Below are 23,675 nucleotides of genomic sequence, written 5' to 3'. Positions count from 1 at the left end.
GATAAGGCTCTCCAGCGGCGAGGAAGGGGTATCACGGGGCAGCGCCGACCAGCTGCAGTGAGAGTAAACGACACAGCTTAAACTCGCTGAAAAACTGTCTTGACCGATGGGTCCACTTTAATACGCTCTACAGCTTGAGCCTCGATATCAGCTAACGGATCGGCAGTGGCTTCCTCCACTTCGTCCTTTATTGTTGCGACGGGTGCGCCTTTTAACAGTGCCCAGACTTCGGCCGCTGCACTGGGTGAGACCTCGAACAATGTAAGGGTAGAGCCTAAACTGTTTTTACTGCTGGTGCTAAGACTGTCGCGGGGCAGTTCCCGCGTTTGCCACTGAACTGCGCGCGCAAGTGAAAGGCCTCGATCAGCCCACTCAGGATGATGTTCCGCCGGACCGCAGACTTTCCCGATCAAGTAGAGACGATTGGCTGGCGAGTAGGTGACGACCCAGTCGCCTTCTTGAATATCATTTACAAAGCGCCAAACTTGGGACGCCCCCGAGACTACCGTTCCCGGCTTCGCCTCGGGCTCGGCAGATTGATACAGGATAATCAACTGTTTGCGCCCAATCCCTGGCTTGGCATGAGGGGCAAGTTGGCTCCAGCCAATCGCCGCCACCCCGCGCTCTCGAAACGCGTCGTATAGACTGCCGCCTTCTCCACGTACCATCCACATTCGTTCCATCATGCTTACCTTTACTAAGACATATCATCAGTCGATGGCGAATATCCGACTAGACGAGCTGTCTTTATGTCGTAAATAATGTCAGTGATTGAGCCGTCCTTAATACGCTGCACTGCCTCATCGATGACATGAAGCGGAACCAAAAACCATTCTTTCGGCTTCACCGGATGCCCAAAGCGGTCTTCGATACTTAAATTTAGCTGAGCTGCTCCAAACAAGCGGTGGAAGATATTCTCTAGCTTGACGCGATTTAGATTGTGGAGCTTGTAGGTTGCTACAATCTCTACCCCCGCCAGCATATACGTAGCATCCTTTTCAGCACCCGCAATCCGCGTCACAACGCTTCCACCTGTTACGCCGATCTTATGGATCAGCTCGCGATGCTCGGCGATATACGGATGGCTTGACAGGCTACGCAGGACGTAAATAGTACCGGTTTCAATATCGTCAGGCTCCGCAGCGCCACTGAACAATGGGCCATCATCCTTTTTGATAACGCGGCGCCCAACCGGGGTGCTTCCATCAGGGTAAAGTGAACGCGATAGAGAACGTAGCAATAAATTGCTTTCAGTATGGTTGTCAAAAATGACCCGCAAACGTGGGTTAGGGCGGCCATCCTTTGTCTCGGTGCAATCGTACATTTCAGCTACGTATGCCATTTGCCCCCCAATGATGAAGAAATCTCCCACCTCGATACTTGCGTCCTTAGCAAACGGCTTAGTAATCCATGTATTTGCTTTGAGCCCCGCTTCAGCTGCTTCAAACAACGACCTAAAATCCTCGAAGTCGGCACATGGCTTCCGGTTAGCGATTTCTTCCGCAGCCTTAATCTCTACGTAAGGACGCACATGTCGCAGGACGGTTATGTCATTGAGGGTCGAAGGTTCGCTATCAATCCCTAACTCGGCCAACAGCGCATCTTCGTCCAAGGAATCCAAATCAATTTGGGCTGCCACGGTCGAAGATAATAGCTTAGGGTCATCTAGTGCCGCTAATAATTGCTGAGCTTCCGGCAGCCGACGAAGTTGTTCCAGCCGAACCGCATACAAGCGCTCAAAAATGTCCCGTCCCTCGCCGTGCTGAGGGGCGCAACCACGCGTTTGGTAAAAGCTCAAAATTTCTTTGAACCCGGCGACGATTCGTTCCTCTCGTGGTGTCCGGCTAGAGAATTTAAGGGGCGTAACTTCGATTCCTAACGCATCCAGCAGTTCATCATCATTCATCTCAGCCATCAATTTCTCCTGACGCCTTTGCTGCTTTAGCTTGTGCTCGATATCGGGCAAGAGCAGCTATACCTTCCGCCATGCGCTTTTCCCAAGCATCCGAAGAATTAATGTTTGGAAGACGGCCGCGATCGTTTTTAAATTGTAATGCGCGCTTTGCCAGTTCGCGGGCCTCATCTTCTGGTATATTTACTTTTTTGGCTGCAATACTAGCCTGCACTTGTCGCAGTGATTTCTCGTCCATTGCCTTCGCCAGCACTGCGTACGCTGCGTCGAAGGGATTAATACGATCGATCAAGTCGATGTCCAAGTCCCGCACATTAACGAATTTGCGTACGCCGTCCAATAAGGCCGTGTTGCCATGTAAAGCTTCGGCTTCGCTCAAATCAGCCTTCATCAGTGCTAATTTTGCCTGCTGCGTGATATTCATAGCAGCAATCGCATGCTGGCGGATTGCCTCTTGATCTACTTCACTTAAATCCGGATAACGTTCACGAACAATCTTTCCCATTCGTAGCTGAGTCAGTTCTTCAGGTAACGTGTTTTCCCTATCGAACAGGCCTCGCTCTAAAACGGTCTTGTCCTGTAGGAAATTAGTAACGACTTCGTTCAAATCTTCTCGGCATATCCTAGTTGCCTCAGGGCTTTGCGGTGTGGCTAACCCATGAATTTCAACGTGAATTTGCCCTGTATCTTTGTTGACGCCAACGTTGTGTCCGTCTTCCTTATAGCCTACGTCGCCGTAATCAAACCCTTCCTTTGGGCCGGTATTTTTGGGGGTAAATTCATACCGAGGAGCTAGCACTTGCTCCATCAACAAACTTGCGGAAATCGCTTTTAGCATGTCATTAACAGCCTCAGCTACCGCTGCCTGCTCAGCATTAGGTTCTGCGATTAGGTTGGTGAAACGGGCTCGCGTTTTACCTTCAGCATCACGGGTAGCCCTACCAATGATTTGGACAATTTCCGTCAAACTGCTACGGTAACCAATCGTAAGCGCATGTTCGCACCAAATCCAGTCAAACCCTTCTTTAGCCATACCTAACGCAATGATGACGTCCACGTGATCGCGGTTATTCTTCTGCGCGGGATCTTTTAGAGCACTTAGCACGCGGGAACGCTTGGCCGCGTCAATGTCATCGACCAGGTCGGCCACCTTCAGTGTGTGGCCATCTTTAGTCTGTATGAGATGGAAGCCAGTGGCGGGATCGATGCCTTTCCAAGTTCCCAGCGCATTCATAATTTCGTTGACCTCGCGCTCCTTGTCTTGCAAACTTTCGCGCGAGTTCACGCTAGGTATGTGGACAATTGTTTTAAGTGCGGGATCTAATACCTTCGAGATGGCATCGACGTACCGGCCCGTATAGAAGAAGTAGCCAATATCCAATGATTTGAGCCATCGGTAACCATTCAGCTGTTCATAATAGGTGTATGTGACCGTTTCAAATTTTGCCTCATCCGCTGGAGCTAACACAGCCTCGCTATCGCCGCGAAAATAAGATCCGGTCATCGCCACTAAATGCGTCTTCTGACGAGCAATGAAGGCTTCCAGCTGACTACCTAACTTATTGTCTGGGTTGCTGGAAACATGGTGAAACTCATCGATGGCGATAAGGCGATCGTCAAATGCCTCGACGCCCATCTCGTCTACTGCAAAGCGGAAGGTAGCATGAGTGCAGACAAGCGCCCGATCAGCACTTTCCAGGAACTGTCGTACCGCATCCACCTTAGACTTTGCTACGCGCAACTCATCCACGCCAGGTGCATTGCATAAGTTCCATTGTGGAGCAACCTTCCAATCCCAAAAGAATCCATACTCGCTCAGTTGCTCATCCGCAAAACTACCTCCAATAGAACGCTCCGGCACTACGATGATAGCCTGACGCAAGCCTTGATTATTGAGCTTATCGAGCGCGATAAACATGAGTGCACGAGATTTTCCCGAAGCTGGCGGGGACTTAATGAGCAGGTACTGCTCGCCGCGTTTAGCGTAGGCACGCTCTTGCATTGGGCGCATTCCCAACGAATTAGCCTTACTTGATGTCCCGGTCCTTGCCGTTGTGATGGATACTGAGGGGACGGTATGGCTGTTTGTTGGGTTGTCCGCGTGTGTGCTCACGTTTTCTTTCCTCTCTTCATTTTCGTCATACCATGCTGCGCATTTGCCACCATTTGCGTGTACAGGTCGAAAAGTTTTTCTAACCGCTCAGTGTCGTTTCTAAAGCGACGGCCAATGTATATACGTTCCAATACTTCGTCATTGCGCTCATGTGCATGTCGCAAGTTGTCCGGCATCATCTCTGGGTCATACAAATCTGCAATCGTCGCGGGAAAATGCATTTCGCGGGCTAGCAAAATGTCTTCTGCGCATGCGGTCAAGTCAGCCTTGTTCTGGTCTGTAAGGAGCGGTATGGGGAAGGTGTTCCAACCAAGTGTATTGGAATATGAAAAATCAGTTCGCATCCTCACGCAAACTGTGCCAATCCAAACCCAGTGAAGACGGGAGGCGATGAGGGCCATGTTCCATAGTGGGGCGTCGTAGAGTGCAAAGCACTTGTTCGAGACAATACTATCGGATGTCAAGTAGTCGCACGGAAGATAGGGCCTGTTTTCAGAACTCACACCAGGTACAAGTATTTGGCTGCTTACCGCCACCCCAGCTATTTGGACGAACCGATGAGGTTGCTTAGCAAATTGGCGGGTTGATTCAGCATCAGATTTCTTGCGGTTCTCGGCCACTAAGTTCAGCCGCTGTGCGATGAACTCAATTTCCTTTGCCTTTTCGACCTCGTTGTCTTCGATCCACAAGCAGTAACGTTGCCTTCCATTGATCAACTCGTCTGATCCAACAAACCGTTTGATAAAATGCGCAGCTTCAGGATCGTTTGCGATGACCTCTGCAACCAAATCGGTATCTAAGAATAGATGACCACCATCACGCGGCATATTCCCAAACAACATTTGGGACTGCTCACCGATAGGCTTGTTGGCTTTCTGTACATATGCAAGACTATTTGGCACTAGATATGGGCCGATCGCCGAACACTGCTTGAGTAAAGCGTCCTGATACAGTTTTTTCGGTGCGGCAGACTTCTTGCCGAGTCCAATGATTACTACAGTAACGCCTGCGTTATAACTAGCCAGGTTAGCCCACTTAAACGACGTATGGGCAAAGCGGATTTCGCACTCACGCTGAAACGCTACTGGCCAAACGTCAATTGCTTGTTGACCTTGGCAAACGCTGTTAGTTGCTACAAAGGCTCCAACAGCGTTGGGTACGCTGTCAACGTAGTCTAAGAATTTAGCGAACCATCCGGTGACGTAGTCAGTGGTCTTGACCAAGTTTGGATGTTTTGACCAAACGTTCGCCAGGTCGCTCTTCTGCTCGTCCGTCTGCCACTTGCTGCCTTTATAAGGAGGATTTCCACAAATGTAGGTCTCCCCACCTTCGTTCTCGAAGTCAATTTCAGCCTGATTTAGAGGCGTACCGAACAAATCATCGGCTACTAACTTAACGCCTGTACCCGTCGGTGGGCAAATCTTGAGCCAGTCCAAACGCAAGGCATTTCCACAAATTATCCAGTTCTGCGCATCTAGCGGAAGAAACTCAGCGAGCGCGTCCTTTTGTCCGCGATACAGCACGTCACACTGAAACTCAGCGATTATTAACGCTAGGCGGGCAATTTCTGCCGGGAAATTGCGTAGTTCGACGCCCCGAAAGTTGGTCAATGGAATCTCGCTGCCGAGATGCGGTTCTCCGCGGCGGCGATTAATCTCGGCCTCAATGTCACGCATCTGCTTATAAGCGATGACGAGAAAGTTCCCTGATCCGCACGCTGGATCAAACACGCGAATGTGTGCCATTCGCTTACGCAGGTTCAAAAGCTTTCGTTCATTGTCTCCAGCTTCTGCGAGCTGCGTTCGCAGGTCATCTAGAAACAAAGGATTTAACACCTTCAAAATGTTCGGCACGCTTGTGTAATGCATGCCTAGTGCTCCACGTTCTTCGTCATCAGCGACGGCCTGGATCATGCTGCCAAAGATATCCGGATTGATCTGTTTCCAGTTCAGGCCACCGGCATGTAACAGGTAAGTGCGTGCGATGCGCGTGAAACGGGGCACTTCGGTACTGCCAGAGAATAAGCCGCCATTCACATATGGGAACTGATCGGCCCAGCTGCCGAGGCGTGGTTGGGCCCGAGGGCGCTCAGGGGGGCTGATATTCATTGCGCGGAAAACTTCGGACAACACTTCATGAGTGTTGGTGCCGTCACGCTCCGACATCTGTTCCACGATTTGCGTGAATAGGCCTTCGCCGTTGAAGATATCAGTGTCTTCCGCAAAGAAGCAAAAAATTAACCGCGCCATGAAGTGATTCATGTCAGCGCGGCGTTCCTCTGTTGCCCAGTCAGGATTTTCGCGCAGCAATTCGACGTAGAGCTTGTTCAGTCGTCCAGTGGCACGCACATCGATGGCGCTGTCTTTGATCTCCTTAATTGTAGAGATACCGGCCAACTGTAAGAAAAAGCCGAAGCGATTGGGGAAGTCGGTGTAGGCGCAGGAGATGGTTTCGCCACTGATCAAGTCCTCTGCTTCAACCATCTGCCCGTCAGTCGCCAAAATGAACTTGGCTTTAGCTTTAGCGGTGGCCTGGCTATTCCTTAAGACTTTGAGAGTTGAGTTCACCTCACCCACGTCGCATGTTGCGATGTGGATATTGTTGCGCTGTAGTACTGCGCCAGGTACATCCGAAAGGTTGTTGTTGCCGGAGCGCAAACGTTTAAGCGTCGTTTCCTTGTTGCCAAAGGCAGCAAGAAAAGCGAATGGGAACTCGGCAGCACTAAAAGGCTGGAGAGCTAGTTCTGAGATAGCTGTTTCAATTTCAACTGCGTTCATACGACGATCTTGCCTAAGTGACCAATATTTTGTTCGATTTTCACTGCGGCTCGCGTGTTCGCCAAAAATTACGCCAGGTCACTTTTGATAGCTTCGTACGCGACGCCGCGTGCGGCTACAACGCGAAAACACAAGGGGAGATGAGTATTGCGCTCTAGCATTGTAGAGCATCAGAAGCTACGCAGATATAGCGAATGTACCTGGATACTGCATACTTCGTACACGACGCTCGCGACGCACGAAATTGCCTGAATGTGAGCTCCTGCGTTTATTGGTAGTCCGCTACATCGCATCTGATGCCAACAGAATGTGTCTGCGTTCAGGGGGGCTTAGCAGGGGTCATCAAGATCCTTCTTAAGTCCTCAACTGACCAAGCAAGACGGCCGTTTATGCGTGTCGGGCTCAGTGGCCCATTGTCACAGCATGCCCACTTGCGCAACGTTTGCGGACTACGGTTGAGCCAAGCAGCAGCTGTTGAGGTTGTTACGTGACTTTTGCGTTCAAGGGCCAGCAAGGGTATTTTTAAATCCGGCTGATTGATCTCAGCAGTTGTCGACTGCAAAGCTCTAATCTCATCTAGTTCAAGCTCGAGTTGGAGCATCCTGCCTTCAAGGGCAGCTGTGTACTTTTCAGAAGCTCCAAGAGCACTAGCTAACTGTCCTATCGTCTGCGCCAATTCGACTAAAATTTCCGAAGCTGACTTCATGCTTGGCCCCCGTCTCTACCACGCTAGCGTACTCTCCAAACAAAGCACGCTGAGAAATTCTTACCAAATTTCTTACCACGTATGCCAAGAATGAAAAAGGCCAACCCTTCGGCTGGCCTAACTCATTGATTTTATTGGTCGGGGCGAGAGGATTCGAACCTCCGACCCCCTGCACCCCATGCAGGTACGCTACCAGGCTGCGCTACGCCCCGACGAACTCCGGAATTATATCAGAGCTCGTCCGAATGCTTGAGTTTTTGTTATACGTTTGCGCCCGGTTTTTTGCGCTTTCGCATCTGGCTGGCGTCAATACGGCCTTGCTAGACGAAGGCAAGGGCCGCATCCCCGGTTCGCGCCGGCCTGTTCGGGGCCGCTGCCAGCAGCTCGGCGGCGGCCTCGAGCACCGTGCCCGGTGCCAGGGAGTCGAGGCAGGCATGGTGGCCTTGCGGGCAGCTGCTGCGCAGGCAGTTGCGGCAGCTGACGTCGTGGAACAGCAGGCGGTGCGCCACGCGCCATGGGGTGTGCTGGGGATTCGTCAGGGCGTACAGGTCGACCAGCGGCGTGCCGACGGCCGCCGCAATGTGGGCTGGCCCGGTGTTGCCGGTGATGAGCAGCTGTGACCCACGGATCAGCGCGCCCAGTTCTCCCAGCCCGAGCTTGCCGATCAGGGAATGCGCGGGACTTCTCCAGCCCTCGGCGAGCGGGCGCAGCGCATCCGCGTCGCCGAGCTCGCCCGTGAGGATGATTTTGTAGCCGAAGCGCCGGCGCAGCATGCCGATCAGGACCAGCCAGTGGCGCACGGGATAGCGGCGCGAGGCGGCGCTGGCTCCCGCATGCAGCACCAGGTAGGGCGCCTCCGGATCGACCCCGTGTTCTTCGAGCATGCCATGCACGCGTGCGGCGTCGGCCGCCGGGACGGCAAAGGACAGCGCCGTGTCGGAGGTCGCGCAGCCGACATCGGCGACCAGGTCGAGCTGGCGCTGCACTTCGTGGCGGCTGGCGCGCTCGCGCTCGCGCTCGGGCACCCAATGGCTGAGCAGTTGATAGGGATTCTCGCGGCAGGAGGCCAGGCGCAAGGGAATGTCCGCCAGCTGGCACAGCATCGCGGCGGGCAGTGGGCTCTGCGAATACGAAGTAAAGATGACGGCGGCGTCGAAGCGTCCGGCCGCGAGCCGCGCGGCGTATTCCTGCAGCGCTTGCGCGCTCGCCGGTTCGGCGTGCTTCATCCAGGGGGCGCGATAGGCCAGCGCGGCGTCGAGCTCGGGAATGTGGGGCGCCGCCGCCGCGCCCGAAGGGGAGCTGAGCAGCGTCAGGTGGCAGCCCGGCAGGGATTCGCGCAGGGCCCGGATCGCCGGCGTGCACATGAGCACGTCGCCGAGCGAATCGAGGCGGACGCACAGGATGCGCCGCGCGGCCTGCCAGGGCTGCGGCGGCCGGAGGCCGATGGGTGCCGCTTCGTACGCCGGCCTCATCGCGGTTCCTCGTGCGAGGCGATCAGCACGGCCGCCGCATACAGGTCCGGCGCCATCCGGGTGGGAACGCGGCGCGGGCCGAGCCGCCACTCGGTCTCGTTGCCGTTGTCGATCAGGAGCGTGCGGCAGCCGGCGCGGTTGCCGGCTTCGACGTCGTGCAGGATGTCGCCGATCATCCAGGACTCGCGCAGGTTGATGTCGTGCTCGTGGGCCGCCTTGATCAGCATGCCCGGCGACGGCTTGCGGCAGGCGCATACCATGGCGTAGGTGCCGACCGTGCCGAGCGGGTGATGGGGGCAATAATAAAAGCCGTCGAGCGTCAGGTTTTCGCGGAACAGCAGGTCGGCCAGGCGGTCGGCGACCGGCCCCATGGCGTCTTCGCCGAAACAGCCGTGCGCGATGCCGGACTGGTTGGTGACGATGAAGAAGCGGTAGTCGAGCCGGGCCAGCAGCCGCAGCGCGGGGCCGGCGCCGCTCACTAGCCGGATCCGGCGCGGCTCGACGTTGTAGGGCAGGTCGTCGACCAGGGTGCCGTCCTTGTCGAGGAAGATCGCTTTCATGGCCAGGACGTTTCGCGCAGCGGCAGGACGGTGAGTTCGGCGACGACCGTGGTGGGCGGCAGCACCAGCACGGAATGGATGGCGTCGGCGACGTCGGCCGGGTCTTGCAGGCTGTCGGCGTCGAGGTCGGGGAAGCGCTCGAGCAGGAAGGGCGTGCGCATGCCGCCGGCGATCACGGCGGTGACACGGATGTTCTCCGGCCGCAGTTCGGCATGCAGCGCATGCGACAGGCCCAGCAGGCCCCACTTGCTCGCGTGGTAGGCGCTGGCATTGGGCCAGGCCCGCTTGGCGGCGGTGGAGGCGATGTTGACGATGTGGCCGCCGCCATGGCGGCGCATCGCTCCGGCCGCGTACTTGGACAGCAGGAAGGGCGCCGTCAGGTTGGTGCCCACCACGCGCAGCCAGTCCTGGTCCGCCAGTTCGGCGATCGGCAGGGTGACGTCGGTGCCGGCATTGTTGACCAGGATGTCGAGCCGGCCCAGCACGTCGACGGCATGCTCCACCACGCGCTGCGCCACGCTGGGGTCGGCGATGTCGACGCCCAGCGCGTGCGCCTGCACGCCCTGTTCGCGCAGCTGCGCCATGTTGTCGGCAAGGCGCGCGGCCTGGCGGTCGACCCCGAAGATGCTGGCGCCGGAGGCCGCCAGCCGGCGTGCGAGGGCGGCGCCCAGGCCGCTGGCGGCGCCGGTAACCAGTACGACCTTGCCGTGCAGGGAAGAATGCTGCTGCGTCGTGGTGCTCATGGGCTCCTCAGGGTGATGTGGTTGGGATAGGCCGCGGCCTGGGCGGTGTCCAGCACGTCGGCATAGATGGCGGCCAGCTGGGCGGCGACGTGGCGCCAGGTGTAGTGCTCGCAGGCGCGGCGGCGCCCGGCTTCGCCCATGGCGCGCGCCAGCTCGGGATGGCGGTGCAGGCGCGCCAGGCGCTCGGCCAGCGCGGCCGGGTCGCGCGAGGGGATCAGGAAACCGGTCACGCTGTCGTTGACCGTGCTCTTGATGCCGCCGACTTCGGCGCCGATCACGGGGCGCGCGCAGGCCATCGCCTCGACCGGCGTGATGCCGAAGGGTTCGTACCACGGTGTGCTGGCGAAGACGTTGGCGGCGCTGTAGTAGTCGCGCAGCACGGCACGCGGCTGCTGGCCGGTGAAGCGCACGTGCGCCGCGATGCCGAGGTCGGCCGCGACACTGCGCAGGCGCGCCAGTTCGAGGCCGTCGCCGCCGTGGCCGCCGATATCGCCGCCCACCACCAGCAGTTGCGCATCGACGCCGTAGCGGTGGCGCAGCATGGCCACTCCCTGGATGACGGTGTCGACACCCTTGCGCGGCACCATGCGCCCCAGCTGGAGCACGATGAAGCGGCCCGCGTCCAGCCCCAGGCGGGCGCGGGCTTCGGGCATCGGCACCGGCCACAGTTCGTCGGGCGCGAAGCCACAGGGCGTGATGGCGATGCGCGAGAGCGGGGCGCCGTAGAGCCGCTCCATGTCGTGGCGGTCTTGCGGGCACTCGGCGATGACGCGGTCGGCCGCGCGCATCAGCGCGGCCTCGATGCGCATGCGTTCGGTCGGGAAGGTGTCGGCCGTGCCCTGCGCGAGGCGGCGCACCCGTCCCAGCGCATGGAAGGTGATGACGAAGGGCAGTCCGAGGGCGGCCTTCAGGTGCTGGGCGACCATGCCCGACATGAAGAAGTTGGCGTGCGCGATGTCGTAGGCGGCCGGCTGGCGCCGTGCGAAGCGGGTGACGTAGCGCGCGAAGGCGTCGACGTGCGGCAGCATCTGTTCCTTGGGGACGTAGCGCGGCGGCCCGGCCGGGACGTGGATGACGCGGATGTTGTCATGCCAGTGCGCGACCTGGCGCTGCTCCGGGGCGTCGCGACGCGTGAACACGTCGACCAGGTGCCCGGCGCGCGCCAGTTCGCGCGCCAGCTGGGCCACGTAGACGTTCTGGCCGCCACAGTCGATGCTGCCGGGGGCGGCCAGCGGAGAGGCGTGCTCGCTGATGATGGCGATGCGGCGGCGTGCGCCGGCGCTCCCCGCGGCCAGGGGCGGCGGGGGAAGCGGGTGTGGGTCCGCCGGCGCCACGGTGTCGGCCGCCTGTGCCGCCTGCGCCGCTTGTGCCGCCGCCACTGCTGCCACGTTCGCCGCGGCCTGGATCTCGTCGAGTTTCATGCTTGCTCCTGCCGGGCCGGGCCCAGGCCGGTGACGTGGCGCAGCGCGGCATCCCAGTCGCTGCTGAAGCGGCCGATCGAAAAGCGGTCGCGTGCGGTACGGCGGGCGCCTTCGCCGAGGTGGCGGGCCAGCCCCGGATCGTCGAGCAGGGCCTGCATGTGCCCGAGCAGCGGCCGCAGTTCGGTGGCGGTGTAGCCGGACACGCCGTTCTCGATCACGGTGGCCATTTCGGCGGTGGCGAAGCCAACTACCGGGAGCCCGGCCATCATGGCCTCGATGAGGTTCAGTCCCAGGCTCGAATAGCGGATCGGGCTGAACAGGAAGCGGTAGCGCGCCATGAAGGCGGGCAACCGGGCGTGCTCGATTTCGCCCAGCCCGCCGAGTTCCTCCGCGGCCATGCCGACCAGGTCGAGCGGCAGCGTCTGGCGGGCCTGGAGGAACAGGTCGGGCCCCATGCGCCGGCCGCGCCGCGCCAGGTGGTTGGTGACCACCAGGCCGCGCGCCAGTTCGCCGCTGTAGCGCGCATCCGGCGCGGCCGGCACGCCCGGCGCGGTCAAGCGCACGGGCGTGCGGCCGCTGTCCCACATCAGGGCGTTGAAGGGGGTGACGTGCACCAGCAGCACGCCGGGATCGTCGACCGGATGGCGCGTGTCGGTGGGGTGGCCCAGGGGCGGATCGTGTTCCAGGTAGATGCGCGGCAGCGCCCGCTGTGCCGGCGTCAGGTACTCGTACTGGTCTTTCTCCCACTGATGGTCGTCCTGGAACAGGATGCAGTCGAATGCGTGGTGGCGCGCGTGCTCGACGGGGAGATCGTGGACGTTGTCGCGCCAGGGCATGCTGCCGCAGCACCCGCCGTATCCGGGCGGGCAGCCGGGCTTGGACAAGACGTGGAAGTCGTGCGGCGCGTGCGACAGGTAGTGCAGGTAGCTGCCGTGGGTATGCCAGGTAAGGACCTTCAGTCTGCGCATGGCGGCCTCAGGCGAAACGGACGCGGTAGCGCACCGCGCCGGCCAGGCGCCAGAACACGGCCAGCGGCGGCAGTAGCGCCGAGGTGACGACGATGTCGGCCACGTGCGCCGGCGTGTGCGCGACCCCGCGCAGCCGGTGCGCGCACAGGCGGCCGGTGAGCAGCAGCCAGCCGACGAAGGCCAGGGCGGCCAGCACCGGCAGGCCGGCGAGCAGTGCGGCCAGGGCGAGCAGCAGCACGCCGACGATCGCGTAGTGGTCCCAGCGCGGGCGCGCCTCGACTTTCTGGCGGTACAGGGCGGGATGCTTCTTGTAGAGCAGGGCATCGAACACCGCATGGCGGATCTGCAGCAGGCTCGCGCCCCAGGGCGCGGGGCGGACCGGGTAGACCACGAGGGCGCGCGGCGCCCGCACGATGGTCACGCCGTGTTCCAGCAGGCGGAAATACATGTCGGCGTCGCTGCCGCGCGGCACGCTGAAGCGCTCGTCGAAGCCGTCGAGCCGCTCCAGCGCGGTCTTGCGGAAGAAGCAGCTGGCGCTGGTGAAGTCGGCGGCCTCGTGGCCGTGGGCGCTGCGCTGGTATTCGGTGGGACGGGCCGGCACCGGCGTCTGGATGCGTCCGCAGACCACCTCGGCGTCGGCGCGGAAGGCGGCCAGGCCCTCGGCCAGCCAGCACGGTTCCGGCACCGCATCGTCGGTCGTGAAGGCAACGATGGGGGCGCGCGCGGCGCGCCAGCCGCGGTTGCGGGCCGAGGCGGGGCCGGGCGGCCCGGGGTTGGCGACGTAGGACAGGCGCGGGCCGCGCTCGAGCGTGCGGGTGCGCCAGCCGGCGACCAGGTGCAGGGTATTGTGGTTGGGCTCATCGTCGACGACGATGATTTCGACCTGGTGCGGATCGAACTGCTGGCGCATCAGTGCGTCCAGGCAGCGGTCGAGCAGGTCCATGCGGCCACAGGCGGGCACCACCACCGAAACCACGATCGTTGCGTCATCCGTGCTTGCTGACATGATTCGTCTCCGCGTACGCTCGATACACGTGCGCCGCTACCGCGACATGCGGACAACGGAACGTGTTGAGTGCGGTTGGAGTCGGGCGGGAACGGATGGGTTCCGTCAGTCCGGGCTGGTTTGGAGCTGTGTCAAGGTTCGGCCCGGATCAGGCCGAAGGCGTGGCAAGGCGCGCAGGAAAGGGAGTGGAGACGGGGCGGCGTGGCCGCCCCGCAGTACGCATCCGGCCAGGCTTACTGGCGCGAGAAGCCCGTATCGTCGTCCATCTTGCGGTCGCCCGCCAGGCGGTTCGCGCCGGCCGGGCTCTTGGGCAGCCCGCCGGCCACGTCGTTCGACTCGTGCACCGGGTTCTCTTCCGCCTTCACGCTCTGGCCCGGCTTCCAGCCCTGGTCCTCGCTGCGCGGGCCGCTGTTGCCGGGGCTGCGCGGCAGGCCGCCGGTCACGTCGTTCGACTTGTGCGGCTCGGCCTTGCCTTCGCTGCCCGCGGGACCGGTTTGCGAACCGTTGCGGTCGGTGCTCGATTGCCGGTTCTGGTCGTCTTGCTGGTTCATTCCTTGCTCCTTTGCTGGTTCACGGGATGCGGGCCGATCGCCATGCCGGTGCCTTCGCCGGTGCCGGCCGCGCTTTGCCGGTTGCCGTAGCCGGTCTCGGCGCTCGTGCCCTGGGACTGGTAGGTGCCGGGCGCCACGCCGTGGTGGCGTCCGAGCGAGCCGCCCTGCAGTTCCGGCTGGTTCGCATCATGCGGATTCATCGCATGCGCGTCCTGGCTGTGGCCCTGCTGGTTGGCAGGGTGGGCGCGCAGGTCGGTGCCGGAATGCTTGTCGCGGTGGCCCACCGGCTGCTCCAGCAGGCCCCAGGCGCTGGATCGCTGTTCCATCTGGCGCTGGTGGCTGTCGGTGATGCCTTGCTGCGGGCCGGAACCGCCGGTCTGCTGGCTTTGCATCGACCCGCCCGGCAGGTCGTCCGGGACGGCATGGGGCAGGGTGGTCTCGTAGTCGGCCCGGCCGCCGTCTTCGGCGGCCACTTCCTGCCGGTCCATGCGCGCGGGGTCCTGGTTGGGATGCATTTCGTTCTCGCCGCGAATCGTGCCCTGCTGGCCCGGACCCTTCGGATAGGTATGGTCCATCGGGCCGGACGTGGTATTGCCCTTGGAGCCGGGCGTCCATTTTTCGTTGGCGCCGTTGTTGGTCTGGTTGTTGACTTCGCTACGTTGGTTCGCGTCCATATCGACTCCTTTCGCTGTGTCGCTGCGGCGCATGCACGCCGTCCTGATAGCGCAATGATGCGCGCATTCACGCCAATACAGTATAGGAAGGGGTAGGGGACCTGTGTAGGACGGATACTGAAGGGTTTGTTGACGACTGGAAGTACATTTTCATTAATGCATTTTCTGTCGCGTGAAGTCCTACAAAGTCATCTGAAAGCGTCCTATACCAGCATTCATCAGTGCTACCTAAGATGATTTCGCCGGTCACTCATCGGGCTTCGAGCTTGACCGGCGACAGCCTGCCGCAGGACGCGGCGGTTCATAAAGCGTACAAGGGAGAAGATCATCATGGCCTCAAGCAATCAAGGTAACAAGCAAGGCAGCAATCAGGGCGGCAACAGCCAGAGCAGCGGCACCCGCAACCGCGGTTTCGCTTCGATGGATCCGGCCCGCCAGCGTGAAATCGCCAGCCAGGGCGGCAAGGCCGCCCACGCCAAGGGCACGGCGCACGAATTCACTTCGGAAGAAGCCCGCCGCGCCGGCAGCATGAGCCACGGCAACCGCCAGTCGGCCAACGCCGGCTCGGGTGGCCCGTCGCGTGCAGCCTCCGCCAAGGGTGGCCGCAACTCGCAGGGCGGCGGCCGCGGCTCGAAGGAGTAAGCGATCGTCATGGCTCCTGCAAGGCAGGAGCCAGTGGCGGAACCGACACGGGGAGCGCGAGCTCCCCGTTTTGTTTTTGGACACGACCATGGGATGCGGTAGAATCGCTGCGCCTTTTTCAACCTTTTCCCTAGGAATATCGTCGTGAAACCTGCGGTAATTCGTCAAGTCAAGAGCATGGCCATGTCCTGCGATCGCGTCGGCAACCTGTTGCTGGTCAAGTTTGCCTGCAAGGGCGCCGCCGACGTCCAGCTCTACGTGCCGGCATCCATCGTGTTCTGGCTGCTCAAGCACCTGCCGGTCAATCGTGACCCGAACCTGGCGCCGCCGCCGCCCTGCGCGCCGGTGACCCAGCAGGATTGGGACCATCCCTATACCCCGCGCGCCGAGTTCGTGCAGTGCAAGGAGCTGCCCGGCGCCCTGCGCATGAACTTCGCCTCGAACGCCAAGGAAGACCTGACCGTGGTGCTGGACCGCAGCAACGTCGAGCTGATGCGCCAGATCATGCTGATGTACAGCAAAGACCTGATCGACCTCGACGCGCAGTAATCGCGCCAGGACGGTACGCCGGCGTAGCCGGGCAGGGCGGGGCAATGCCGGTCCCGGTCCGGATGCCGCATGCGGCGCATCGCTCTGCAGTATGATGCGCTTCTCCCGAACCGACAAAGAAGGATTGCCATGCCCATCAAAATCAGCCAGGCCTTCGACTCCGGCGCCATCGAGGTCGTGCGCGCCGACGGCCCCAAGGCGATCGACCTGAACCTGCGTGCGGACTCGCACGCCGACATCCACCAGTGGTTCCACTTCCGCCTGCAGGGCGCGCGCGGCCAGGCCTGCACGATCCGTTTCCTGAACGCCGGCCAGGCGACCTACCCGAAAGGCTTCGAGGACTACCAGGTCGCCGCCAGCTACGACACCGAGAACTGGTTCCGCGTTCCAACGAGTTTCGACGGCCAGGTGATGACGGTCAACCACACGCCCGAACTCGACAGCATCTACTACGCCTACTTCGAGCCCTACACCTGGGAGCGCCACCTGCGCCTGCTGGGTGAGGTGGCGGAGAACCCGGTCGCGCGCGTGCACGACATCGGCACCACGATCGACGGCCGCGACATGAACCTGGTCGTGATCGGCAACCCGCAGGCCGAAAAGAAGATCTGGGTGATCGCGCGCCAGCACCCGGGCGAGACCATGGCCGAGTGGTTCGTGGAAGGCATGATGGATGCGCTGCTGGACAACGCCAATCCGGTCTCGCGCAAGCTCCTGGAGCGCGCCGTGTTCTACATCGTGCCGAACATGAACCCGGACGGCTCGGTGCGCGGCAACCTGCGCACCAATGCGGCCGGCGCCAACCTCAACCGCGAATGGATGACGCCATCGCTGGAGCGCAGCCCGGAAGTGCTGTGCGTGAAGAACAAGATCCACGAGACCGGCGTCGACATGTTCTTCGACATCCACGGCGACGAAGCGCTGCCGTACAACTTCGTGGCGGGCAGCGAAATGCTGGCCGACTTCACCCCGGAGCGCCTGGCGACCCAGAACGCCTTCATCGAACGCTACATGGCGGCCAGTCCGGACTTCCAGAACGTGTATGGCTATGCGGCCAGCAAGTACAACGAAGAACTGCTGACCCTGGCCTCGAAGTACATCGGCCATACCTTCAAGTGCCTGTCGCTGACCCTGGAAATGCCCTTCAAGGACAACGCCAACCTGCCCGACCCGCACACCGGTTGGAACGGTGCGCGCAGCGCGGCGCTCGGTGCGGCGATCCTGACGCCGATCCTGCAGACGCTGGACTGAAGACATGGGCGTCGAAATCGAGCGCAAGTTCCTGCTCACCGGCGACGCCTGGCGCTCGCTGGGCGAGCCGGTGCTGCTGCGCCAGGGCTACCTGTGCTCCGACCCGATGCGCACGGTGCGCGTGCGCATCGAGGGCGGGACAGGCGTGCTCACCATCAAGAGCAAGGGCACGGGCGTCAGCCGCGGCGAGTGGGAATATCCGATTCCCCTGCTCGAGGCGCAAGAGCTGCTCGACACCCTGTGCGAGCGTCCGCTGGTCGAAAAATACCGTCGCCGCATCGAACACGCCGGCTTCACCTGGGAAGTCGACGAATTCCTGGGCGAGAACGCCGGCCTGGTGGTAGCCGAGATCGAACTGCCCTCGGAAGACACCGTGTTCGACAAACCCGACTGGATCGGCCAGGAGGTCAGCGGCGACAAGCGCTACTACAACTCCAGCCTGATCCGTTTTCCCTACTCTCACTGGACCAATTCATGACGCACGTTTCACGCCGCGGCGTGCTGGCGCTTAGCCTGGCCGCGCTGCTGCCGCTGCTCGCCGGCTGCGCCGCCACCGCAGGCACTTCCGGCACCGGCACATACTTTCCGCCGGCCGGCGAGTGGGCCCGCAAGTCGCCCGCCGAACTGGGCATCGACGCGCAGGCCCTGGCCGCCGCGGTGCAGTTCGCGCAGGCGCGCGAGACCACCCGCGCCCTCGATTTCTCGGACCAGGAAGCCACTTTCGGGGCCCGCCTGGGCTCGATGCCGACCGAGCGCGCCCGCACCAACGGGCTGGTGATCTACAAGGGTTACGTGGTGGCCGAATTCGGCGATACGCATTTCGTCGACCCGACCTATTCGGTGGCCAAGAGCATGCTGGCCACGGTTGCCGGCGTGGCCGTGCGCGACGGCCGCATCGCGCTCGACGAGCCGGTAGGCAAGCGCGTGACCGACGGCGGCTATGCCTCGGGCCGCAATGCGCAAGTCACCTGGAAGCAGCACCTGCAGCAGGAAACCGAGTGGGAGGGCAGCCTGTGGGGCAAGAACGCCGACTTCATCGGCAAGGACGCCTTCGGGGCCGGCGAGCGCAAGCCGCGCGCCCTGCAGGCCCCGGGCAGTTTCTACGAGTACAACGACGTGCGCATCAACCGATTCGCCTTGTCGCTGCTGCGCGTGTTCGACGGGCCGGTGCCGCAGGTGTTCAAGCAGCAGGTGATGGACCCGATCGGCGCCTCGAACCGCTGGAAGTGGGTTCCTTACCATAACAGCTATGTGGAGCTGAACGGCAAGCAGGTCCCCTCCGTCAGCGGCGGCACGCGCTGGGGCGGCGGCATGTGGATCGATTCCTGGGACATGGCGCGCTTCGGCTACCTGTGGCTGCGCGGCGGGCAGTGGAACGGCAAGCGGGTGCTGCCGGCGGACTACGTCAAGGAAGCGCTCACGCCCAGCGCGCATGGTCCGGACTACGGCTACCTGTGGTGGCTCAACACCAAGGGCAAGAACCTGCCGGGCCTGCCCGCCAACGCCTATGCCGCGCTGGGCGCGGGCAGCAACACCGTGCTCGTGTCGCCCGACCACGAGCTGGTGATCGTATGGCGCTGGCACGCCGGCAACGCTGCCGAATTCGCCAGCAAGGTCATCGCCAGCCTGCCACGCTGATTTCTGGCGCTGATTCCTACAGGCGGCGCTGCTGCGCGAACCACTCGAACAGCCCGGCCTCGCCGTAGGCATGCACCCATGCCTCGATGTGGCCGGCTTCCGGCAGCACCGTGTACTTCACATTGCCTCCCTGCGCCTTGAGCGCCTCCACCATGCGGGCCGACTCCTGCTCCGGCACCGCCTCGTCCTTCAGGCCATGAAAGGCCCACACCGGAACGTCCTTCAGCCGCCCGGCCAGGCGTGGGATGCCGCCGCCGCAGATCGGGGCGACCGCGGCGAAGTAGTCCGGATAGCGCGACGCGAAGTCCCAGGCGCCGTAGCCGCCCATGCTGATGCCGGTCAGGTAGACCCGCTTCGGATCGACGTTGTAACGCTTGAGCACGTCGTCGAGCATGGATTTCAGCCGCCAGGAATCCCACCACTCGCCCTCCGCCACCTGGGGCGAGACCACCATGAAGGGAAAGTCGGGGTCCTTCTCGACGATGGCGGGCGGTCCCCAGGCTTTTACCTTGTTCAGGTCGGCGCCGCGTTCGCCGGAGCCGTGCAGGAAGACGATCAGGGGAACTTTGTCGCCCTTGCTCGAGTAGGACTTCGGCAGGAATGTCAGGTAGTCGAACTTGGTCTTGATGCTGGTGCTGCGCGGCTGCTGCGGGGATTTGGCCGGTGCGGCGAGGGCGAGGCTGGCGGTGCAGAGGGCGAGGGTGGCGAGGGCGAGGCGGACGGCGGGGCGCGGCATCGAGGGAGTCTCCGTATGGTAATTGTTCAGCAGCAGGGTGCTGGATGTAGGGTGGGCGGGAAGACCCTCCCTCCCTACGAGAAACCTCAAACCGGGCTCAGTGGAAGTGCTCGCTCCCCGGCGGCGTATCTTCCGGCATCTCGGCATGCACCAGCTCGCCCGCCGGGTCGGCGAACAGCGGGCCGCCGCAGTCGTCGCAGTATTCGGCGACGTAGCGTTCGTTGATGCGCTTGACGTGGGCGATGCCGGCCTCGTTCAGGTGGGCCACGATCTCGTTGATGGGGGTCAAGGGGGCAGGGCCGGTGGCGAACGGGCCTTCCATCGGCGTGCCGTTCTCGTCTTCCTGGCCGTACAGCGGCCACACGATGCCGTACATGACGTCGCTGTCCTGGCGCATGGTGAAGGAGACGCGGTATTCGTCGATCTGGATGTCGCTCGATTCCTCGCCGAAGCCGGCGATCACGGCGCGCAGGTCCGAGGCTTCCACGCCCAGGGTGTGGGTCAGGTAGTGGACGGCGGCGCGGATCGAGATCGGGCGGATCAGCTTGTCGGCCTCGCGGCAAGCCACGTAGTAGGCTTCCGGCAGCAGCAGTTCGACGCCGCAGCCCGGCAGCAGGCGCGCGATGTTGGCCGTGCCCTGGGCGCGCCATTGTTCCAGCGCGCGGTTGCGCTCCTCGGCAAAGCCGATGTGGTGCTGCGGCTCCTGCCAGCGGAACATCGGCGCGCCCTGCGGCGCGACGATCGCCACCAGCAGGTAGCGGGTGTCGGCCAGGAAGGGCGCGGTTTCTTCCGCGCGCGCGGCCGGCTTGATCGTGCCGCCCTTGTGGGCGCTGGCGGCCAGCTTGTGCGTCAGCGCATAGGTCTCGGCGTGGGTGCGCGGCAACTGGTCGATCGAGTACAGCGTGGGCGCCATCGAGATACGGGTGCCCTCGGCCAGCAGGTGGGCCGAGAAGTGCGCCTGCAGGGTGGCCAGCATCTCGGCTGGGATATTGCCCGAGGCGATGGAGAAGCGGGTCCAGGCGAGCACCGGCGCGGCCACCAGCAGGGCCTGCCAGGTGACGTCGCGGCCGTCCTGCTGCTCGACCATGGTGGCCGATTCGCTCACGGCCTCGACCGCATCCATCAGCACGTCGTACGAGGCGAGATCGTCCTTGAACAGGGCGTTCAGCGCGGCATCGATGCTGTCCTGGTGGTTGGTCTTGAGCAGCTTCTGCAGTTGCGTGTCCAGTTGGTGCTCCCAGGTCCGTTCTTCAACGCGGCTGGCGGCCTGCATGATGGCTTGCGCAATGCTGACGAGACGCTGGCTTTCGGCGGAGAGTTTGGGGGTTGAATCTTTGGAAGGACGACGCATGGCGCTAGGGGTCTCTCTTTTCAAATAATGGTCAAGGTCATGATAAACCCATATCCCCGGTATTGTAGTTGATTCGGCCATATGCCATGAACACGAGGGCTCCTTGGGAAGCGAAGGCGAAAGTAAAGACGTGGCGCTTGCAAAACGTTTAAATAGAAAGGATAATGCGAATCGTTCTCATTAGCGTTTGCTTCAGGCCCCGCGCCTTACTTTCATCCAAGAATAAAACGACCATGATCACTCCTCAGGCAAGCAGCACCTTCATCAAGAGCAAGAAACACTCCCGTCCTTCCACTCCCCTCAGGTCGGCCTCCGCCATCGCGGTATTGGCCACCCTGGCCATGCCGCTGGCCCAGGCCGCGGGCAGGGAAGAGGCGCCGGAACTGGCCGAGGGCGCCAGCCTGCCCAAGGTGGTCGTGAACGCCGGCGCCGACCGCGCCGTGCAGGGCCCGGCAAAATCGAGCTCGGACAAGTTCACCGCGCCCCTGCTCGACACCCCGAAGTCGGTCACGGTCGTGACCTCGGAAACCATCGCGCAGACCGGCGCCGTGTCGCTCACCGATGCGCTGCGCACCGTGCCGGGCATTACCATCGGCGCTTCCGAAGGCGGCAACCCGGTGGGCGACAACCTGTTCATCCGCGGCTACAACGCCCAGACCGACACCTACATCGACGGCGTGCGCGATTCCGGCTCGCAGTCGCGCGAGATCTTCGCGATCGAGCAGGTCGAAGTGGTCAAGGGCCCGAACTCGGCGCTGGGCGGCCGCTCCTCGGCCGGCGGCGGCATCAACATCGTCACCAAGACCGCCAAGGACAGCAACTTCAGCAATGCCACCGTGGGCCTCGGCACCGACAAGTACGGCCGCGCCACCGCCGACATCAACCGCGTCATCAATGAGAACACGGCCTTCCGCCTGAACGCGATGGTGCACGCCAACGACGTTCCCGGCCGCGACGTCGTGAACACGGAACGCTGGGGCATCGCGCCGACCGTCACCTTTGGCCTGAACGGTCCGACCCGTGCGATCCTGAGCTACTACCATATGGAAAGCAACGAGATCCCGGATTCCGGCATCCCGTTCAACAACCCGGTCACCAGCGGCCCCAACACGGCGCGCAACGGCGGCGGCACCCCGTTCACGGTGGACCGCGACGCCTTCTACGGCCTCAAGAACCGCGATTTCCGTGATACCGAGACCGACGTCGCCACCGTCGACCTGCGCCACGCGTTCAGCCCGAACCTGGCCATCCGCAACGTCAGCCGCTGGGGCAAGACCGGCCAGGATTACGTCTACACGCAGCCGGACGATTCGAAAGGCAACACCGTCGTGTACGGCAACGTCTGGCGCCGCGCCAACACCCGCCTGGTCGATACCCGGACCCTGGCCAACGCCACCAGCCTGACCGGCAACTTCGCCACCGCCGGAATCAAGCACAGCTTCAACGTCGGCGTCGAGTTCTCGCGCGAGGACACCGAGCGCGGCACCTACGTGTTCACGCCGGGCACCAACAATCCGCTGACCGGTACCTTCACCTGCCCGAGCGCCGGCGCCGCCACCCTGTACAACTGCACCACCCTGGTCAACCCGAATCCCTACGACCCGTGGGTGTATACCCGCAGCGTGTCGCCGGCCAGGACCGACGTCGTGACCCGCACCCGCGCCGTGTACGGCTTCGACACCATCGAGTTCAGCCCGCAGTGGCTGCTCAACCTGGGCGCGCGCTGGGACGACTTCTCGAGCTCCCTGCACACCTCGCCGGCCACGGCCGGCGGCGCGGCCACCCGTGCCCGCGTCGAGTCGAGCTTCGACACCTACCAGGCCGGCCTGGTGTACAAGCCGAAGGCGAACGGCAGCATCTACCTGTCGTGGGCGACCTCGGCCACCCCGCCGGGCAACGACGGCGGCGACGGCCTGGATGCCCTGAGCGTGGCGGTGCAGAACCTGCAGCCGCAGACCAGCCGCAGCATCGAACTGGGCACCAAGTGGGAAGTGCTGCCGGGCGGGCGCCTGTCGCTCAGCGCCGCGGTGTTCAAGAACGACATGGACAATTCCCGCGTCACCGCGCCGGACGGCACCAGCCAGAACGTCGGCCGCAAGGAGATGAAGGGCGTCGAACTCGGCCTGTCGGGCCGCATCACCAACGCCTGGACCGTGTTCGGCGGCTACACCTACCTGGACGGCATCATCGCCGACAACGGCTACGCCAACACCGGCACCGCGCAGCGCCCGGTCTGGACCCCGTCGCCGTTCAACGGCAACGCCTTCCCGACCACGCCGAAACACAGCGCCTCGCTGTGGACCACCTACGCGGTGAGCCGGGCATTGACGATCGGCGGCGGCGCCAACTTCGTGGACCGCCAGTTCGCCAACGTGAACAACACCAAATACTCGCCTTCGTACACCCGCTTCGACGCGATGGCGACCTACGTGCTGAACCCGAACGTGTCCTTCCAGCTGAACATCCAGAACCTGACGGACAAGCTGTACTTCGACCGCGTCTCGTCGCCGCACTACGCCGGCGTGGGCCCGGGCCGCTCGGCCAGCCTGACGGCCAACCTCAAGTTCTGACACCGCAGAGTAACACCACCCCCGCCGGGCAACCG

At 62.3% G+C, this 23,675-nt stretch carries 21 protein-coding genes and 1 tRNA gene; 6 read left to right on the top strand and 16 right to left on the bottom strand.

All coding sequences use genetic code 11. The features are described 5' to 3' along the window. Positions 1–77: 77 nt before the first annotated feature. From ACK4S9_RS15770 to ACK4S9_RS15705, 14 genes are all read right to left on the bottom strand, one after another. On the bottom strand, positions 78–686 hold the full coding sequence (locus ACK4S9_RS15770) for a restriction endonuclease (RefSeq protein ID WP_409727287.1): 609 nt from the start codon (positions 684–686) through the stop codon (positions 78–80). 11 nt (positions 687–697) lie between these two features. Continuing rightward, a complete protein-coding gene (locus tag ACK4S9_RS15765) occupies positions 698–1,915 on the bottom strand; it encodes a GIY-YIG nuclease family protein (protein ID WP_409727284.1) in 1,218 nt (405 codons plus the stop codon). Further along, positions 1,908–3,914 carry a DEAD/DEAH box helicase gene (locus ACK4S9_RS15760; RefSeq protein ID WP_409727281.1) on the bottom strand — a complete coding sequence of 669 codons (2,007 nt, stop codon included), beginning with the start codon at positions 3,912–3,914 and terminating at the stop codon, positions 1,908–1,910. The genes ACK4S9_RS15765 and ACK4S9_RS15760 overlap by 8 nt, the downstream gene beginning before the upstream one ends. Before the next feature lie 107 nt (positions 3,915–4,021). After that, complete coding sequence (locus ACK4S9_RS15755; protein WP_409727278.1) at positions 4,022–6,802, bottom strand: class I SAM-dependent DNA methyltransferase; 2,781 nt, start codon at positions 6,800–6,802, stop codon at positions 4,022–4,024. A 319-nt stretch (positions 6,803–7,121) separates the two neighbouring features. Next, complete coding sequence (locus ACK4S9_RS15750) at positions 7,122–7,508, bottom strand: hypothetical protein (RefSeq protein ID WP_409727276.1); 387 nt, start codon at positions 7,506–7,508, stop codon at positions 7,122–7,124. A 135-nt stretch (positions 7,509–7,643) separates the two neighbouring features. Further along, positions 7,644–7,720 (bottom strand) — tRNA-Pro (locus ACK4S9_RS15745). Between the two features lie 108 nt (positions 7,721–7,828). Continuing rightward, the gene (locus ACK4S9_RS15740; RefSeq protein WP_409727273.1) at positions 7,829–8,980 is read right to left on the bottom strand and encodes a glycosyltransferase family 9 protein; all 1,152 of its coding nucleotides are present in this window, start codon (positions 8,978–8,980) and stop codon (positions 7,829–7,831) included. Continuing rightward, positions 8,977–9,540 carry a D-glycero-alpha-D-manno-heptose-1,7-bisphosphate 7-phosphatase gene (locus tag ACK4S9_RS15735; RefSeq protein WP_409727270.1) on the bottom strand — a complete coding sequence of 188 codons (564 nt, stop codon included), beginning with the start codon at positions 9,538–9,540 and terminating at the stop codon, positions 8,977–8,979. The genes ACK4S9_RS15740 and ACK4S9_RS15735 overlap by 4 nt, the downstream gene beginning before the upstream one ends. Next, positions 9,537–10,283 (bottom strand): SDR family oxidoreductase, encoded by a 747-nt coding sequence (locus ACK4S9_RS15730; protein ID WP_409727267.1) that lies wholly within the window; start codon positions 10,281–10,283, stop codon positions 9,537–9,539. Before ACK4S9_RS15730 ends, ACK4S9_RS15735 begins: the two co-directional genes overlap by 4 nt. Further along, the gene (locus ACK4S9_RS15725; RefSeq protein ID WP_409727264.1) at positions 10,280–11,704 is read right to left on the bottom strand and encodes a glycosyltransferase; all 1,425 of its coding nucleotides are present in this window, start codon (positions 11,702–11,704) and stop codon (positions 10,280–10,282) included. Before ACK4S9_RS15725 ends, ACK4S9_RS15730 begins: the two co-directional genes overlap by 4 nt. Further along, positions 11,701–12,672, bottom strand: a complete 972-nt coding sequence (locus ACK4S9_RS15720) for a glycosyltransferase (protein WP_409727261.1) — start codon at positions 12,670–12,672, stop codon at positions 11,701–11,703. The genes ACK4S9_RS15725 and ACK4S9_RS15720 overlap by 4 nt, the downstream gene beginning before the upstream one ends. Positions 12,673–12,679: 7 nt before the next feature. After that, positions 12,680–13,678: a glycosyltransferase family 2 protein gene (locus ACK4S9_RS15715; protein WP_409727259.1), complete on the bottom strand. Its 999-nt coding sequence runs from the start codon at positions 13,676–13,678 to the stop codon at positions 12,680–12,682. A gap of 233 nt (positions 13,679–13,911) precedes the next feature. Then, positions 13,912–14,229 carry a hypothetical protein gene (locus ACK4S9_RS15710; protein ID WP_409727256.1) on the bottom strand — a complete coding sequence of 106 codons (318 nt, stop codon included), beginning with the start codon at positions 14,227–14,229 and terminating at the stop codon, positions 13,912–13,914. Beyond that, positions 14,226–14,903, bottom strand: coding sequence for a hypothetical protein (locus tag ACK4S9_RS15705; protein WP_409727253.1), 678 nt, complete (start codon positions 14,901–14,903; stop codon positions 14,226–14,228). Before ACK4S9_RS15705 ends, ACK4S9_RS15710 begins: the two co-directional genes overlap by 4 nt. 330 nt (positions 14,904–15,233) lie before the next feature. Here ACK4S9_RS15705 and ACK4S9_RS15700 point away from each other — a divergent pair, with 330 nt between their 5' ends. The 5 genes from ACK4S9_RS15700 to ACK4S9_RS15680 all read left to right on the top strand — a co-directional run bounded on the left by ACK4S9_RS15700 (position 15,234) and on the right by ACK4S9_RS15680 (position 18,983). Further along, on the top strand, positions 15,234–15,545 hold the full coding sequence (locus ACK4S9_RS15700; protein WP_036206582.1) for a KGG domain-containing protein: 312 nt from the start codon (positions 15,234–15,236) through the stop codon (positions 15,543–15,545). A gap of 183 nt (positions 15,546–15,728) precedes the next feature. Further along, positions 15,729–16,094 (top strand): hypothetical protein, encoded by a 366-nt coding sequence (locus tag ACK4S9_RS15695; protein ID WP_409727250.1) that lies wholly within the window; start codon positions 15,729–15,731, stop codon positions 16,092–16,094. 129 nt (positions 16,095–16,223) lie between these two features. Beyond that, complete coding sequence (locus ACK4S9_RS15690) at positions 16,224–17,345, top strand: M14-type cytosolic carboxypeptidase (RefSeq protein WP_409727247.1); 1,122 nt, start codon at positions 16,224–16,226, stop codon at positions 17,343–17,345. Positions 17,346–17,349: 4 nt separating this feature from the next. Continuing rightward, on the top strand, positions 17,350–17,823 hold the full coding sequence (locus ACK4S9_RS15685; protein ID WP_409727245.1) for a CYTH domain-containing protein: 474 nt from the start codon (positions 17,350–17,352) through the stop codon (positions 17,821–17,823). Continuing rightward, positions 17,820–18,983, top strand: a complete 1,164-nt coding sequence (locus ACK4S9_RS15680; protein ID WP_409727242.1) for a serine hydrolase domain-containing protein — start codon at positions 17,820–17,822, stop codon at positions 18,981–18,983. The genes ACK4S9_RS15685 and ACK4S9_RS15680 overlap by 4 nt, the downstream gene beginning before the upstream one ends. A 16-nt stretch (positions 18,984–18,999) precedes the next feature. Here the strand turns inward: ACK4S9_RS15680 and ACK4S9_RS15675 are convergent, their stop codons facing one another. Next, positions 19,000–19,719, bottom strand: a complete 720-nt coding sequence (locus ACK4S9_RS15675) for a prolyl oligopeptidase family serine peptidase (protein WP_409727239.1) — start codon at positions 19,717–19,719, stop codon at positions 19,000–19,002. 97 nt (positions 19,720–19,816) lie between these two features. Further along, a complete protein-coding gene (locus ACK4S9_RS15670) occupies positions 19,817–21,070 on the bottom strand; it encodes a DUF2863 family protein (protein WP_409727236.1) in 1,254 nt (417 codons plus the stop codon). Between the two features lie 233 nt (positions 21,071–21,303). Between ACK4S9_RS15670 and ACK4S9_RS15665 the strand changes: the two genes are divergently transcribed. Continuing rightward, positions 21,304–23,640: a TonB-dependent receptor gene (locus ACK4S9_RS15665; protein WP_409727233.1), complete on the top strand. Its 2,337-nt coding sequence runs from the start codon at positions 21,304–21,306 to the stop codon at positions 23,638–23,640. Positions 23,641–23,675: the final 35 nt, after the last annotated feature.

This window comes from Massilia sp., from assembly GCF_046293535.1.
Classification (GTDB): domain Bacteria; phylum Pseudomonadota; class Gammaproteobacteria; order Burkholderiales; family Burkholderiaceae_D; genus Telluria.
The sequence above is the reverse complement of the archived record's forward strand: the minus strand, read 5'-3'. Positions and strand labels throughout refer to the sequence as shown.